13 protein-coding genes are annotated in these 13,640 nt (G+C 36.1%); 2 read left to right on the top strand and 11 right to left on the bottom strand.

The genetic code is table 11. The features are described 5' to 3' along the window. Positions 1-243: 243 nt before the first annotated feature. Positions 244-1,344: a DNA polymerase IV gene (gene dinB / locus ABJH90_RS13555; RefSeq protein WP_348141186.1), complete on the bottom strand. Its 1,101-nt coding sequence runs from the start codon at positions 1,342-1,344 to the stop codon at positions 244-246. A 33-nt stretch (positions 1,345-1,377) separates the two neighbouring features. Between dinB and ABJH90_RS13550 the strand changes: the two genes are divergently transcribed. Both ABJH90_RS13550 and ABJH90_RS13545 read left to right on the top strand, forming a co-directional pair. Beyond that, entirely contained in the window at positions 1,378-2,046 is a 669-nt protein-coding gene (locus ABJH90_RS13550) for an NAD(P)H-binding protein (protein ID WP_348141188.1), read from the top strand. A 36-nt stretch (positions 2,047-2,082) separates the two neighbouring features. Then, a complete protein-coding gene (locus ABJH90_RS13545) occupies positions 2,083-2,556 on the top strand; it encodes a CYTH domain-containing protein (protein WP_348141190.1) in 474 nt (157 codons plus the stop codon). Positions 2,557-2,583: 27 nt separating this feature from the next. Here ABJH90_RS13545 and pheS read toward each other — a convergent pair whose 3' ends face one another. From pheS to ABJH90_RS13495, 10 genes are all read right to left on the bottom strand, one after another. Continuing rightward, complete coding sequence (pheS, locus tag ABJH90_RS13540) at positions 2,584-3,603, bottom strand: phenylalanine--tRNA ligase subunit alpha (protein WP_348141192.1); 1,020 nt, start codon at positions 3,601-3,603, stop codon at positions 2,584-2,586. Positions 3,604-3,712: 109 nt separating this feature from the next. Next, the gene (locus ABJH90_RS13535) at positions 3,713-5,581 is read right to left on the bottom strand and encodes a SulP family inorganic anion transporter (RefSeq protein WP_348141194.1); all 1,869 of its coding nucleotides are present in this window, start codon (positions 5,579-5,581) and stop codon (positions 3,713-3,715) included. A gap of 105 nt (positions 5,582-5,686) precedes the next feature. Continuing rightward, a complete protein-coding gene (locus ABJH90_RS13530) occupies positions 5,687-6,313 on the bottom strand; it encodes a carbonic anhydrase family protein (protein ID WP_348141676.1) in 627 nt (208 codons plus the stop codon). Positions 6,314-6,341: 28 nt separating this feature from the next. After that, entirely contained in the window at positions 6,342-7,163 is an 822-nt protein-coding gene (locus ABJH90_RS13525; protein WP_348141196.1) for a universal stress protein, read from the bottom strand. Between the two features lie 10 nt (positions 7,164-7,173). Further along, positions 7,174-8,754 carry a SulP family inorganic anion transporter gene (locus ABJH90_RS13520; protein WP_348141198.1) on the bottom strand — a complete coding sequence of 527 codons (1,581 nt, stop codon included), beginning with the start codon at positions 8,752-8,754 and terminating at the stop codon, positions 7,174-7,176. 65 nt (positions 8,755-8,819) lie between these two features. After that, positions 8,820-9,131 (bottom strand): hypothetical protein, encoded by a 312-nt coding sequence (locus tag ABJH90_RS13515; RefSeq protein WP_348141200.1) that lies wholly within the window; start codon positions 9,129-9,131, stop codon positions 8,820-8,822. 61 nt (positions 9,132-9,192) lie between these two features. Continuing rightward, positions 9,193-9,951, bottom strand: a complete 759-nt coding sequence (locus ABJH90_RS13510) for a tetratricopeptide repeat protein (RefSeq protein WP_348141202.1) — start codon at positions 9,949-9,951, stop codon at positions 9,193-9,195. A gap of 2 nt (positions 9,952-9,953) precedes the next feature. Continuing rightward, positions 9,954-11,675 (bottom strand): BatD family protein, encoded by a 1,722-nt coding sequence (locus tag ABJH90_RS13505; protein WP_348141204.1) that lies wholly within the window; start codon positions 11,673-11,675, stop codon positions 9,954-9,956. 65 nt (positions 11,676-11,740) lie between these two features. After that, the gene (locus ABJH90_RS13500; RefSeq protein WP_348141206.1) at positions 11,741-12,592 is read right to left on the bottom strand and encodes a tetratricopeptide repeat protein; all 852 of its coding nucleotides are present in this window, start codon (positions 12,590-12,592) and stop codon (positions 11,741-11,743) included. Between the two features lies 1 nt (position 12,593). Then, a complete protein-coding gene (locus ABJH90_RS13495) occupies positions 12,594-13,640 on the bottom strand; it encodes a VWA domain-containing protein (protein ID WP_348141208.1) in 1,047 nt (348 codons plus the stop codon).

Here is a 13,640-nt window from a genome sequence, read left to right as displayed (position 1 = left end):
TGTTTAAAATTAAAAAACATAATTAAAGAATTCCTGGAATTTTTAAATAATAAGCCGGGAAGACCTATAAAAAGGTGTTCTTTTTTATTGTAATTTTCATCAATAATACTCAAAGAAATTTGAGAAGTAAAATATTTGAGATTCATTAACAGTTTTGTTTAATAATTCTATCGTGTAGAGATTTATTTGCGAAACATCTATGAACAAAAATTAACTAATTTTCCCAGGAATTATGTAGATAAATTAAAAATCAAACTTAAGTTGAACTGTTACAACATCTTTCATCTTATGCGCTTCCCTGCTATCCGTATTCAAATTTGCCAGAGAAATACCTAATAGGCGAACTGAGTTTTCCAGATTTTCCTGATATAATAATTCTTTGGCGGTCTCTAATATCAAATCTTTATCTGATACAAAATAAGGCAAAGTTTTACTTCGTGTATGGAGGCTAAAATCACTATATTTTATTTTTAAGGTAATTGTTTTACCTGCTATTTCGGATTTCTTTAGCCTGTTTTCCAGTTCCTTAGCAATTTGATCTAATCGTTCTAACATGAAAATCTCACTGCTGAGATTTTCGCTAAAAGTTCGTTCTGCACCTACTGATTTGGGAATACGTTCAGCCTTAACCGGGCTATCGTGGATTCCTCTTACTACATGGTAATAATACGTCCCACTCTTTCCGAAATGGCCTTCCAAAAATTGCAGTGATTTGCTTTTCAAATCTTTACCAGTGAAAACACCCAGTTTATACATCTTAGCTGCAGTAACTTTACCAACCCCATAGAACTTTCTTATTTCTAAATCTTCCAGGAATTGAAGTACTTCCTCCGGATTGACTGTTTTCTGTCCATTGGGTTTGTTATAGTCGCTTGCTATTTTGGCCACAAACTTGTTTATAGAGATTCCGGCCGAAGCAGTTAATCCCAATTCGTTAAAAATTCGTTGCCTTATTTCTTGCGCAATTAAAGTTGCTGAAGGGTTTCCTTTTTTATTCATGGTAACATCCAGATAAGCCTCATCCAATGAAAGAGGCTCCACTTTATCTGTATAATCAAGGAAGATTTCTCGTATTTGCTGTGATACTTCTTTGTATCTATGAAATCGTGGTTTTACAAATATAATATGAGGACAATTTTGCCTCGCGAGATAACCACTCATGGCGCTTTTAACGCCAAATTTTCGCGCTTCGTAACTTGCCGCCGATACCACCCCTCTTTTTTCACTACCACCAACTGCAACAGGCTTTCCCTTAAGTTCAGGATTATCCAATTGTTCAACGGAGGCGTAAAATGCATCCATATCTACATGTATTATTTTTCGTATGGGTAATTCATTGTGCATATTCAAATTTAAGGTATATTTAGTCTAATTGAAATGACACAAAAAACGGCTATTATATTAGGTGCTACCGGCTTAACAGGAAGTCTTTTATTACAGATGCTTCTAAAAGATAATAGGTATAAGAAAATAAAATTATTTTCAAGGAAAACGGTGGGTATAAAGAATGAAAAGTTACAGGAGCACCAGATCGACCTGCTAAAATTATCCGATCATGCGGGTAATTTCCTGGCAGATGAAGTTTTTTGCTGTATAGGAACCACCAAAGCTAAAACACCGGATAAAGACCTTTATAAAAAAATTGACTACGGTATACCTGTTTGTGCTGCAGAATTATGTAAAAAAAACAAAATAAAGACATTTGTTGTAATTTCTGCATTAGGAGCAAGTGCTGAAAGCAAGGTTTTTTATAATAAGCTAAAGGGACAAATGGAAAATGCCGTGGTTGCTATGGAAATTTCAAAAACTCATATTTTACAGCCGTCGCTTATTGGAGGTTTTAGGGAGGAGAAAAGACCAGCAGAGTGGATTGCAAAGAATGCGTTTCTTATTTTGAATAATATTTTGGTAGGGCCATTTAGGAAATACAGATCAATATATCCTCAAGCAATTGCCAGTAGTATGGTATGGCTGGCAAATAATACATATGAAAGAGTTAGAATTCCTTCTGATGAAATAGTGAAGTTAGGAGGAATGGAAAACTAAGAGCTATCCTCATCTTAGGCTTAAGTTTGAACGAATATGGTAGAAATAGAACGAAAGTATCTGGTAAATTCAAAGGAATATAGGTCTTTAGCATTTTTAAAGTCACATATTGTTCAGGGGTTTTTAAATTCACATCCTGATAGGGTAGTGCGAATAAGAATAGCAGATGACAAAGCATTTTTGACTGTAAAAGGTAGATCTAACACCGCAGGCACTACCAGATTTGAATGGGAAAAAAAGATACCAATCCATGAAGCTAAGCAACTTTTAGAGCTATGCGAAAAAGAAATTCTGGAGAAAATCCGGTACTATATAAAAATAGGCGCCCATATAATTGAAGTAGATGAATTTCTTGGCTCAAACAAAGGGTTGGTGATAGCAGAAATTGAAATTGAAAAAGAAGAAGATAAAATTGAAGTGCCTTCTTGGGTAGGATTAGAAGTAACTGGGGACATCAAATATTACAACTCTCAATTAAGCAAATACCCTTTTAAAGAATGGAAAGTGTGAAATAAAAATTATTAAACGGAACTTTACTTAAAATGCACTTTTAAATTGTTCAAGGAATCTAACATCATTTTCACTGAGCAATCGTATATCTGAAATTTGATGAAGTAATAAGGCAATGCGATCTATACCCATACCAAAAGCAAAACCGGAATAGGTTTTACTATCAATCCCACAGTTATCCAACACATTAGGATCTACCATGCCACATCCCATAATTTCCAACCACCCCGTTCCTTTAGTCATCTTGTAGTCAGTTTCTGTTTCCAGCCCCCAATAAACATCAACTTCGGCACTGGGCTCTGTAAACGGAAAGTAAGATGGCCGAAGCCTTATTTTGGACTTCCCAAAAAGCTCTGTGGTAAAAAACTGAAGTGTTTGCTTTAGATCTGCAAACGATACTTTTTTATCAATATAAAGTCCTTCTACCTGATGAAAAAAACAATGTGACCTGGCAGAAATTGCCTCATTTCTATACACTCTCCCCGGTGAGATAGTCCGGATGGGCGGTTTATTGTTTTCCATATATCGTACCTGAACAGAAGAGGTATGGGTACGCAAAAGGACATCCGGATTTGTTTGAATAAAAAAGGTGTCCTGCATATCCCTTGCAGGATGGTGTTCCGGCAAGTTTAAAGCGGTAAAATTATGCCAGTCATCTTCTATTTCAGGACCCTCTGAAACATTAAAACCTATTCTGGAAAAGATATCTATGATTTGGTTTTTTACTATTGAAATAGGGTGGCGTACTCCAAGTTCCATTGGCTCTGAAGGCCTGGTAAGATCATTATAGATTCTTTTTTCCTGGCTTCCAAGTTCGATGGCTTTTTTAAGAGTATTTACCTTTTCAGTGGCCTTATTCTTAAGGTCGTTTATGGTCTGACCAAATTCTTTTTTCTCTGACGCAGGGATATTTTTGAATTCAGAAAAGAAATGATTCAACAGCCCTTTTTTACCGAGGTATTTAATTCGGAAAGCCTCAATTTCCTGAGCATTATCTGAAGAGTAGTTATTTACTTCGGCAAGGTGTTTTTTTAGCTGGTCTATCATCCTCCTTTTAATAAATGCATATTTTAAGCAAAGTAATATGCAAAAGAAAAGGCAAATTTATAACAAATATCCATCAAGAAAGCATTTTTGACCTAAAAGCAATAAAGAATTAGGTTTGTTCCATTGCCTCCTCCTGTTCAATCCAGTTAACACATTTATCAAAATTTTCAAAAATATGCTCGTGCGGCACCAGATCAGGGATAATGTCAATTCGTTCCATCATATAACGCGGTTGATTTAAGATGTCTACAAAAAGAGGTAAGATTTCGTCTTTTATCAATTCCTGCAGTACTACTTCCATTGCATAGAGGCCGGATTGGTCCATATATTGCATACGGTCCAGTCTAATGATAATTATGTGGGCTGATTTGGGAATTTGTTCAGCGAGCCGTAGAAAATCGCTTGTAGTTCCAAAAAATAAAGGTCCTTTTATATGCTTTATAAAAACTTCTTTTTTCAGTTTTTTCGGAAAATTTTTCTCATCCGGCCATACATCTTCTTTTAATAAGGGTTTTACATCGGAACGTTCCGCTGTGAGATCTCCCATTTTTTTCATAAACATTAAAGAAGCTATAACAAGTCCTATACCCACAGCATATACAAGATTCCAAAATGTTGATAGCACCATAACAACCAACATAACCATAACTTCAGAACTAAGTTTTAAAGGACCTAATGTTATATCTTTGGGCAAACTTGGAATGGCTTTTAATCCTTTATAATCCATTACACTCACTCCTACAGTGATCAAAATCCCGGCAAGGACGGCAGCAGGTATTTGCGAAGCAACAGGACCAATTAATAGTAAGATCATTAATAAAATTATACCGGCAAGCATTCCGGATAATTTTGTTTTCCCTCCGGAATTTATATTTACCACGGTTCGGATAGTTGCGCCAGCTCCTGGCAGACCTCCAAAAATTGCGGCAATACTATTACCAATGCCCTGTCCTACTAGTTCTTTGTTAGGCTTATGTTTGGTCTTAGTCATATTATCAGCAACAACAGAAGTCAGAAGAGAATCAATAGCGCCTAGCATGGCCAGTGTAAGAGCGGTAAAAATGTAAGGGGAGATATTGCTAATTTTGAATCTGGTAAAGATCTCCATATTAGGCATTGGGATTCCCTCCGGTATTTTTTCTATGGTCCTGTAATCTAAATCAAACCCGTAGGCTACTCCTGAGACAAGGATGAGTGCAACTAAAGTGCTTGGAACTATTTTGGTAATTCTTTTAAAACCATAAATAATAAGGACAGTAGCTATGGCAAGAATAAGTTCAAGCCAATTAATATTTTTCAGTGCTTTTGGAAATACTTTTATTGCGCCAATAACCCCGGACGCATCGGCTGCTGCCAGGGTCTTTGATTCATCTAATATAGCACGAGCCGTAATTTCTCCCGACCTTTCGATCGTTTCTTCGAAATCTTCAAGAACCAGGATACCTTCTCCCGCTTCCTCTCGTAATATGTTTTCAAGGATCAATTCTTCTGCTTGAGGCTTAAATTGCTCCACATAAGCAATATCTTCCTTCGGATAATAACCTATGGCAGGCAGAATTTGGGTGATTATAATTATCACACCTATTGCAGTCATAAAACCCGACACTACCGGATAAGGGATGTATCTTATGTACCTGCCTATGCCAAGGATACCAAGCCCAATTTGAAAGAGTCCGGCCAGGAGGAATACACCTAATATAATAGGTAATGCTTTTTCAACACTACCGTCGTAGATAGCAATGATTGTAGCAATAACCACCATACTTACGGCAGTCATTGGTGCAGTGGGACCCGAAATCTGAGTATTGGTACCTCCAAAGAGCGCTGCAAAAAAGCTTATAAAAATGGCACCATAAAGCCCGGCACTGGGACCTAAACCTGAACTTACTCCAAAGGCAAGTGCTAATGGTAAAGCAACAATACCTGCCGTAATTCCTCCTAGAAGATCACCTCTAAAATTGGAAAAAAGGTTTTTCATAATGACGGTCGATTTGATTGTTATAAAGAGAAAAGATAGTATTTTTTAGTAATAAAAGAAGCCAATGCATACACATTGGCTTTCCTTTAACATTTAGAGCATAGTTTACAAAAACGTAACTTTTCCGTTGTTGATATCATACATCGCTCCAACTATTTTTATTTCACCATTGTCCTCCATTTCCTTTAATACGGGACTCATATTTCGAGTGTTTTCAATGGTCATATGAACATTTTTGACGGCAACTTCGTTTACGAAATCTATGTTTTTAGAATTTCTTTGTCCAGCATCCGATGGCTGGGAAACCGCATTAACTGCCGGCATTATTTTGTCTAACAAAATCGTAAGATTACCTAATTTGGCACCATCACAGGCACCTTTTACTGCTCCACAAGCCGTATGGCCAAGAATAACCAATACTTTTGTGCCCGCTAACTTGCAGGCGAATTCGATACTTCCCAGTAGGTCATCATTTACAATATTACCTGCGACTCGCGCGCTAAAAATATCGCCGACACCTTGGTCAAAAATAAGCTCTGCCGAAACTCTTGAATCAATACAGCTCAAGACCGTTGCAAAAGGGTATTGACCTGAAGCCGTATCATTTACTTGATCTAATAAATCACGATTAGCCATATTGCTGGCAACGAAGCGTTGATTACCTTCTTTTAATAGTTCTATGGCTTTATTCGGTGTAATTGCCGCTTGTGTAATTTTTGTATGTGCTTTCATCATATTATTTTTCTGGTTTACTAATTAGTTACTGCAAATTATATCGCTCTTCACCGGTCAACAATAAAGTTACATTAAGTTTATCAATGATTTTATTAATGTCCGACTTTAATGTATTTATTTTTTTACCGTTTCGCCTTTTAAATCTATCGATATACAAAACATCGATTTTATTTTTGACTAAATAAGTGGAAATACCTCTTATTGCTCCATCCCCCTGTTCAAAAACATATTCAATGGTTTTTCTGTTTGAAGGTTTATTTGAGCCCTCTGAAACATCTGAATTTTGTGCAATCTTAAAAGATATTAAAGGTTGATGCGAATATTCTATCAAGTCTTCTGCAAAATCCAGATTGAAATCTGCCCCCAAATTATTAAACATACCTAGGACTATTTCTTTATTTGGCTCAATTACACTATTATTATTTGCAATCAAGATTACTCCTTTGAATTTGTTTAAAACGAAAGGAATAATGCTATCCCCTACGAATTTTAGCACTTTCTCTCTCCTTTTACCTAAGACAATTATATCAGGTTTTTTTGTATCAATATATTGACCAATTTCACCTTTGATATTACCAATTGAAAAAGAAGAATCAATTCGGATGTCGTACTGTTCTGATATGGGGGCAATTAAATTTTTCATTTTCTTGCGAAATGAGTTATGCCCACTGTTAATAGATCTCATGGCGGATAATTGATTTTCGCTATGCACAATTTCAGAAGCCTTTTTAACACTAAAAACTTCAATTTCACCATCGATAATTTTTGCGAGTCCAATCGCACTTTTAAGGGTTGCACCTGCGTCTCTCTCCAGGTCTGTTAGTACAGTTATTTTATATTTTCTCATGATATAGGATTTATGCTGATTTCGGTCTTAATCTAAAAAACTCCAAAAAACTATTTGGATTTTCGACAACACCTCTTTCAGAGATTAAATGAATGTCAATATTTCTTTCTTTTGCTTTAAATGCAAAGTCATCCAAGATTTCAATGATATCATTATCAAGGTATCTTGTTTTTCGAACATCTAGTTCTAAAAATGTTTCTCTCGGCAGGCTATCCAACTCCTTCAAAATGGCACCCTTGTTAAAGAAAGTAACTTCCTCCGCAAGCGTTATTTTGATTCTATGTTTGCCATTGCTTATATCCTCGATATGAAGAAAATGAGAGTTTTGATAACTTTTAATTAGAATGACTGCAATTCCAACGCCTAAACCCAAACCGATACCAATAAGCAGGTCTGTAAAAATAATCCCAAGTACGGTAACTGTAAACGGGATAAATTGTTTCCAGCCTATCTCATACATTTTTTTAAATAGAGCGGGCTTGGCCAATTTATAACCCACAATGAATAAAATGGATGCCAAAACTGAAAGAGGTATCATATTTAATAGTCTGGGGATGAGAATTACCGAGATCAAAAGAAGGAAACCATGAATGATTGCAGACATTTTTGATCTTCCCCCTGATTGGATATTTGCAGAACTCCTCACTATTACCTGGGTAATGGGCAAGCCTCCAATAAGCCCTGAAATAATATTTCCGGTCCCTTGAGCCAAAAGCTCTTTGTTGGTAGGAGTTACTCTTTTTTGAGGGTCCAGTTTGTCTGTAGCTTCAACGCATAAAAGGGTTTCAAGACTTGCAACCAAGGCAATGGTAAAGGCCGTTATCCATATTTCCGGACGAGTTATAACCTGAAAATTAGGAAAACTAAACTGACCCATAAATGAATCCAGGGTATCAGGAATAGGCACGCTTACCAGATGATCAGAAGAGATACCCCAAAAGGCACTATCTTTTGTTAAATTATAATATAGTATCCCAACAAATACGGCTACTAAGGGTCCTTGAATTAGTTGAAATATTTTAGCTTTCTTGGTAAGAAAATTATCCCAAAGGACTAATATTCCAAGGGCTAGAAAAGCTATCATGGTGGCGCCCGGGTTTATAAAATTCACAGTATTAAATATCTCAGAGATCGTATTTTCTCCATCTATCTGAAAAAATGCAAAATCACCTTCCGGATCTGCATCGTATCCAAAAAAGTGAGGAATTTGTTTTAGAATTATAATGATTCCAATACCGGTGAGCATTCCTTTAATAACAGAAGATGGAAAATAATAGCCGATAATGCCGGCCTTAAGGATCCCGAATATGATTTGAATTGCCCCGCCCAAAACCACGGCTACTAAAAAGTTTTCATAACCTCCTAATGCACCAATTGCAGTTAAAACTATAGCCGCTAATCCGGCGGCCGGGCCACTCACGCCTATCTGGGATCCGCTAAGAGTTCCTACGATAATGCCTCCTACAATACCGGCTATTAAGCCTGAAAATAAGGGTGCGCCACTGGCCAATGCAATTCCTAAACACAATGGAAGTGCAACAAAAAATACCACAATACTGGCGGGTATGTCGTTTTTTAAATATCTCAACATAACTAAATATATATTTCCTTTAATAGAATATTAAAGGTTGATTAGAAATTAATTTGTAAATGGATTTATGCTTGTTTGATTAAAAATTCCGGTGGAGGCAATGGAATTTCAATTGCATGAGAGGAAATAGTTATCTCCAATTGATCTGAAAGAAATGTTCTTTCCTGTGAAGAGACGTGTAGTTGTGCTATCCAATATTCAAGTAATGTTTTTTCTTCACTGTCGTCTTTCTTGCCTTGTTCTTGTGGTTCCTCTTCATTTAAGTTTAAAGAAATAAAAATACCATCCTCATTATTTACCAATGAAATAATAGACGGTGCAAAAACCGCAAACAGCCAAATCGAAATAATTGAAGTTAAAATGGAAGATTTTATCATCCTGAATTTGGTTAAAGGACAAATATAAAGGGAACTACATCATATATTTGTTAAAGAAAAATTAAAAATCTTTCAACAATTTAATTTCTTTTGAAAGCACCCAACCTGTTTTCCCATCTTTCAGTTCTATTTTTTTCCAATCATCTAATTCATCCAATACATATACTTTAGTTCCTTCATGTAATAGGAATGCTTGTGAACTTCTATTATTAGGTTCAGATTTAACTATTAGCTCTTCAGAAAAAACAATGGCTGGTATGTCTGCTTCAAAATCCTGGAATTGAACTAGTGCCAATACTATGCAGAAAACTGCAATAAAGAATGAAGTAATACTAGTTATAAAAGCTATTCGCTTATGGGTTGAGTATCTGAAGTAATAAAATAAAATATAGGCCAGGACAAACAGGAACACAAAAAAAACAGCCGTATATGACCATTGATCAAAAGAGAGCAATCCGGTGATGTTTTTGTATAACTTTGAAAGGCTTGTCTCCGGAAGTGGCTCAAAAGCATCTAAGGTCATGTTTTGGGCATATGTCAGATTATTTTTGATTTCCCTATCATTGGGTTTAAGTAACAAAGCCTTTTCATAATAGTAAATGCTAGGCGCTATCTGGTTTAATTTGTAGTAGCAGTTGCCTATATTATAGTAAACAGCTGCCGAATGCTCGCCGTTCTCTATTATTTTAAAGTAGTTCTCGGAAGCTTTTTCATATTCACCTTCATTGTAATACGTTGTCGCCCTGTTAAAAAGAGCCTCGTTTTGTGCATTAGCTATGAATGAAAGCAACATCATTATTAAGACGACTAAATTCTTCATGACTAAAGTTTTTTGTCTATTGATGAAATTGTTTCACTGGCTTTGTTGTAATCCTGCTGCATTTGGACATCTGAGAAAGGGCTATATCGGGCCATTTCACAATTCTTAAGCAGATCTACAAAAGCGTGGATAGTGTTTTCGTCTATTTCTTTTTTAGATAAGAGAGAGGCTATTTTATCTTTACTAAATTCAGAGGTCTCTATTTTTAGTTTTGCTTTCAGATAGTTGTGTAATGCTTTTTCAAGTGCAATATAGAATGCATCCTTTTTACCTAATGCTTTTTTGGCCTCAGAGAGATATTTCCTTGCCAGTTTATTGGCCTTCTTTATTTTGTTGCCGGCTACATCACTGGCAATGGCTTCCCGCCTTTTACCAAACAACACAGCAATTGGGATAAGCAAAAAGGGTGAAAACAACCAAAAATAAAACCTTGTAGAACCAAAAAAATAATTTGTGCCAATTGCAGTTAAGTTTGGCTTAAGTTTAATAAAATTAAATTGATCATTTGAGCTGATAACCGCCTGCTTATTTACTGAGGAAGGACTGCTTGCTATTGCACCTGATCCCAATGGGCCTTCCATTACATTGATCATAATTTCATTTGAAGTTACTGATTTGTACTGCTCTAATTCCGGATCAAAATAACTGAAAGAAATACCGGGAATAGGATATTTACCTCTGAATGAAGGAACTATTGTATAATTATTGCTCACCTTACCCTTCATACCCGATAGAGTGGTTCTTACCTCTTCATTAAATTCGGGCTCATAAACTTCTAAAGCTCCGGGAAGCGAAGGTTCAGGTAGCTGAAACAGTTTTAAATTACCATTCCCTTTTATCGTAATTGTAGCCTGCAGGGATTCTGAAGCATTTAATGTTGTCTTGCTCGTCGAAACAGAAAATTCAAAATTGCCAACTGCACCACCAAAATCTGCAGGTTTACCTTCAGATGGTAAGGGTTTTACATTTATCACACGCTTTCCAGCAGAAACCGTTTTATTTGTTTGAGAATATATTCTACCACCAAAAAAATCACGTTTGTTGGAAGGCACTTCCAATGTTACATCTAAAGAAAGAGGCTCAATGGTCAATTGGCCGCTCTTTTGAGGATAAAGCACGACTCTTTTAAGAACTACGAAACGATAGGCCTTGCCTTCATAAGAGCCATTTTGGACATCATATCTTGTAAAGGGCATATCCTGGCTCCAGAAATTATTGTATTTAGGATTGTCCAGCGGCCTAAAATTTGAAACATTAATTGAAGGACTGACGTATAATTTGTAAACAACACTGATAGCCTCATTGAGATAGGGCGAAATTTTAGAAACTTCTGCTACCAAATGTAAATTATCATCTGCAATATCATCTACAGACATCTGATCATTTGGTTTATCTACTGCTGCCGTAACCTCTACATTTTTGGATAGGGATTTGTATACTTTTCCGTCTATGGTAATCGTTGCCTGCCTAATAGCAAATTTACCCTGGGCGGTAGGTGCGAGGGTATAAGAATACGTTTTGGAATAGCTTCTGACACCATTTATCCAGGAAGAGCTAATAGATTGAGAAGGCCCCATGAGTACTCTAAAGCCTTGAAAATCGGGAGGAGTAAAATTGTCTCCATCTTTGTTCATGGCAAAATCTACACGCAAACGTTCGTTTATTCCCAACTTGCTTTTACTGAGCTTTACTTCAAACGTAATAGCTTCTTTATCTTGTGCCATTATCTGGTTAGAGGCCAGTAATAGAAAAGAAATACAAATTATATAATATTTAGGTTTATTAAATATCACCAATCTTTCTCTTTTTTTGTTTTGACACCTTTAACTTTCTGGGCATCCATTTTTTCCTTAACTTTTTTCTCTTCGTTTTGCATTGCCTCAAGTAGATTCTTTATTTGTTGTTGAGACAATTGGTTTGGTCTGGGTTTTTTCTGCTGTTGTTGATCTCCCTGCTCCGGTTGCTTTTTTTCTTCTTCTTTTTCATCTCCATCCCCTTTTTTATTTTCTTCTTTTTCTTGCTCACCTTTATCTCCTTCATTACTTTCTTTGTCCTTTTCTTCGTTTTTAGGATCACCTTTGTTTTCGTCTTTATTGTCTCCCTGGTCTTGTTGATCCTGGTTTTTGTCTTTTTTGTCTTCCTGATCCTGATTCTCCTTATTATCGTCTTTATTCTGATTATTCTTATCCTTTTTTAGAAGCTCTTTAGCTAGTGCCAGATTATAACGGGTTTCTTCGTCAGAAGGATCATTACGCAACGCTTCCTTATAAGCTTCGACTGCTTTTGCGTATTCTTTGTTTTTCATAAATACATTACCCATATTATGAAATGCCTTATGTTTAACGGGTTTTTCCGATGTCAATTCTCCTGCCTGCTTAAATCGGCCAAAAGCCTCTGAAAAACTCTCTTCGTTATAGTAAGCATTTCCTAAATTATATGGGGCAGCCGTATTCTCATTACTTTTGGAAATGGCTCTTCGGTAGTTCACTTCCGCATCAATAAAATCGTTATCAGCTAGTTCCTTATTCGCTTCAAAGGTTATATCCGTTGAGGCTTTAAGTGCTTTTTCCTTCTCTTTCAAATCCTCTTGCGGAAAAACGGCAGTACTTATAATAAAGGTAAATAAAACAATCTTTTTCATTTTAGTGAATTTCCTTCTCGTTAAACAAATTCATTTTTTTAAGCCATTGGGTTTTTCGGTCCAGGAGAAAAACCTCCAATAATAGAAACAAAAGACCAATGCCCAGAAACCATTGAAATTGATCTTTATATTCGGCAAATTGTTTGGCTTCAAATTCTTTTTTGTCCATTTGATTTAATTGCTCTTTAATAAAATCCACAGCATCTTCTGTATTTGATCCGTTTACGTATTCCCCATTACCCTCGTCGGCAATTTCCTCTAAGATATCTTCATTTAGTTTAGTGATTACCACTTCACCCTGTGAATCTTTTTTTAAACTTTCTACTATACCATTTCTTTTGATGGGAATTGGACTGCCTTTTGTCTTTCCAACACCAATGGTAAAAATTCTTATTCCTTCGTCAACCGCCAATTCAACAGCGTCTATTGTTGAACCCTCGGAATGATCCTCACCATCTGAAACAATGAACAAAACCCTGTTCGTTTGTTCCTCATCATCAAAATAAGTAGATGCCAACTCAATTGCTTCATTTATAGCAGTCCCTTGTGACGAAAGCATATCTGTATTCATGCTTTGGAGGAACATTTTGGCCGCACCGTAATCTGTGGTTATTGGCAACTGAGGAAACGCCTGACCAGCGTACGCTATAATACCAATTCGATCACTTGCCAATTGATTAATAATTTCGGAAACCAGGCGTTTAGATTTCTCCAGTCTGTTTGGAGCAATATCCTCAGCTAACATACTTTTTGAGACATCAATGGCAAAGACAATATCAACTCCTTCTCGTTTTACTGTTTCCAATTTCGTTCCAATTTTTGGGTTTACCAGCCCCAAAACCAAAAATGAAAGCCCTAATATCAGGAAAATTAATTTCAATACTGATTTGAAATTAGACTTGTTTGGGGATAGTCTTTTTAACAGCTCGGAAGTTGCAAATTTCTTTTGGGTCCTTTTTTTCCAAATTTGGAGCAATACATAAATAACGACCATTACCGGAATAATGGACAAAAGATAGAAATATATTTTCTCGTCTAACTGGATCAT

Origin of the sequence: Eudoraea sp. (assembly GCF_039969275.1) — a bacterium.
Lineage (GTDB): Bacteria > Bacteroidota > Bacteroidia > Flavobacteriales > Flavobacteriaceae > Eudoraea.
This window is presented reverse-complemented; position numbering and strand designations above follow the sequence as displayed.

Excerpts from the sequence above, each read along its gene's own strand:
- pheS (WP_348141192.1), bottom strand. The coding sequence starts at position 3,603 with ATGATAGACCAGCTAAAAAAACACCTTGCCGAAGTAAATAACTACTCT.
- ABJH90_RS13500 (WP_348141206.1), bottom strand. The coding sequence starts at position 12,592 with ATGAAAAAGATTGTTTTATTTACCTTTATTATAAGTACTGCCGTTTTT.
- ABJH90_RS13545 (WP_348141190.1), top strand. The coding sequence starts at position 2,083 with ATGGTAGAAATAGAACGAAAGTATCTGGTAAATTCAAAGGAATATAGG.
- ABJH90_RS13520 (WP_348141198.1), bottom strand. The coding sequence starts at position 8,754 with ATGTTGAGATATTTAAAAAACGACATACCCGCCAGTATTGTGGTATTT.
- ABJH90_RS13510 (WP_348141202.1), bottom strand. The coding sequence starts at position 9,951 with ATGAAGAATTTAGTCGTCTTAATAATGATGTTGCTTTCATTCATAGCT.
- ABJH90_RS13495 (WP_348141208.1), bottom strand. The coding sequence starts at position 13,640 with ATGATCCAGTTAGACGAGAAAATATATTTCTATCTTTTGTCCATTATT.
- ABJH90_RS13505 (WP_348141204.1), bottom strand. The coding sequence starts at position 11,675 with ATGGCACAAGATAAAGAAGCTATTACGTTTGAAGTAAAGCTCAGTAAA.
- ABJH90_RS13530 (WP_348141676.1), bottom strand. The coding sequence starts at position 6,313 with ATGAAAGCACATACAAAAATTACACAAGCGGCAATTACACCGAATAAA.
- ABJH90_RS13515 (WP_348141200.1), bottom strand. The coding sequence starts at position 9,131 with ATGATAAAATCTTCCATTTTAACTTCAATTATTTCGATTTGGCTGTTT.
- dinB (WP_348141186.1), bottom strand. The coding sequence starts at position 1,344 with ATGCACAATGAATTACCCATACGAAAAATAATACATGTAGATATGGAT.
- ABJH90_RS13525 (WP_348141196.1), bottom strand. The coding sequence starts at position 7,163 with ATGAGAAAATATAAAATAACTGTACTAACAGACCTGGAGAGAGACGCA.
- ABJH90_RS13535 (WP_348141194.1), bottom strand. The coding sequence starts at position 5,581 with ATGAAAAACCTTTTTTCCAATTTTAGAGGTGATCTTCTAGGAGGAATT.
- ABJH90_RS13550 (WP_348141188.1), top strand. The coding sequence starts at position 1,378 with ATGACACAAAAAACGGCTATTATATTAGGTGCTACCGGCTTAACAGGA.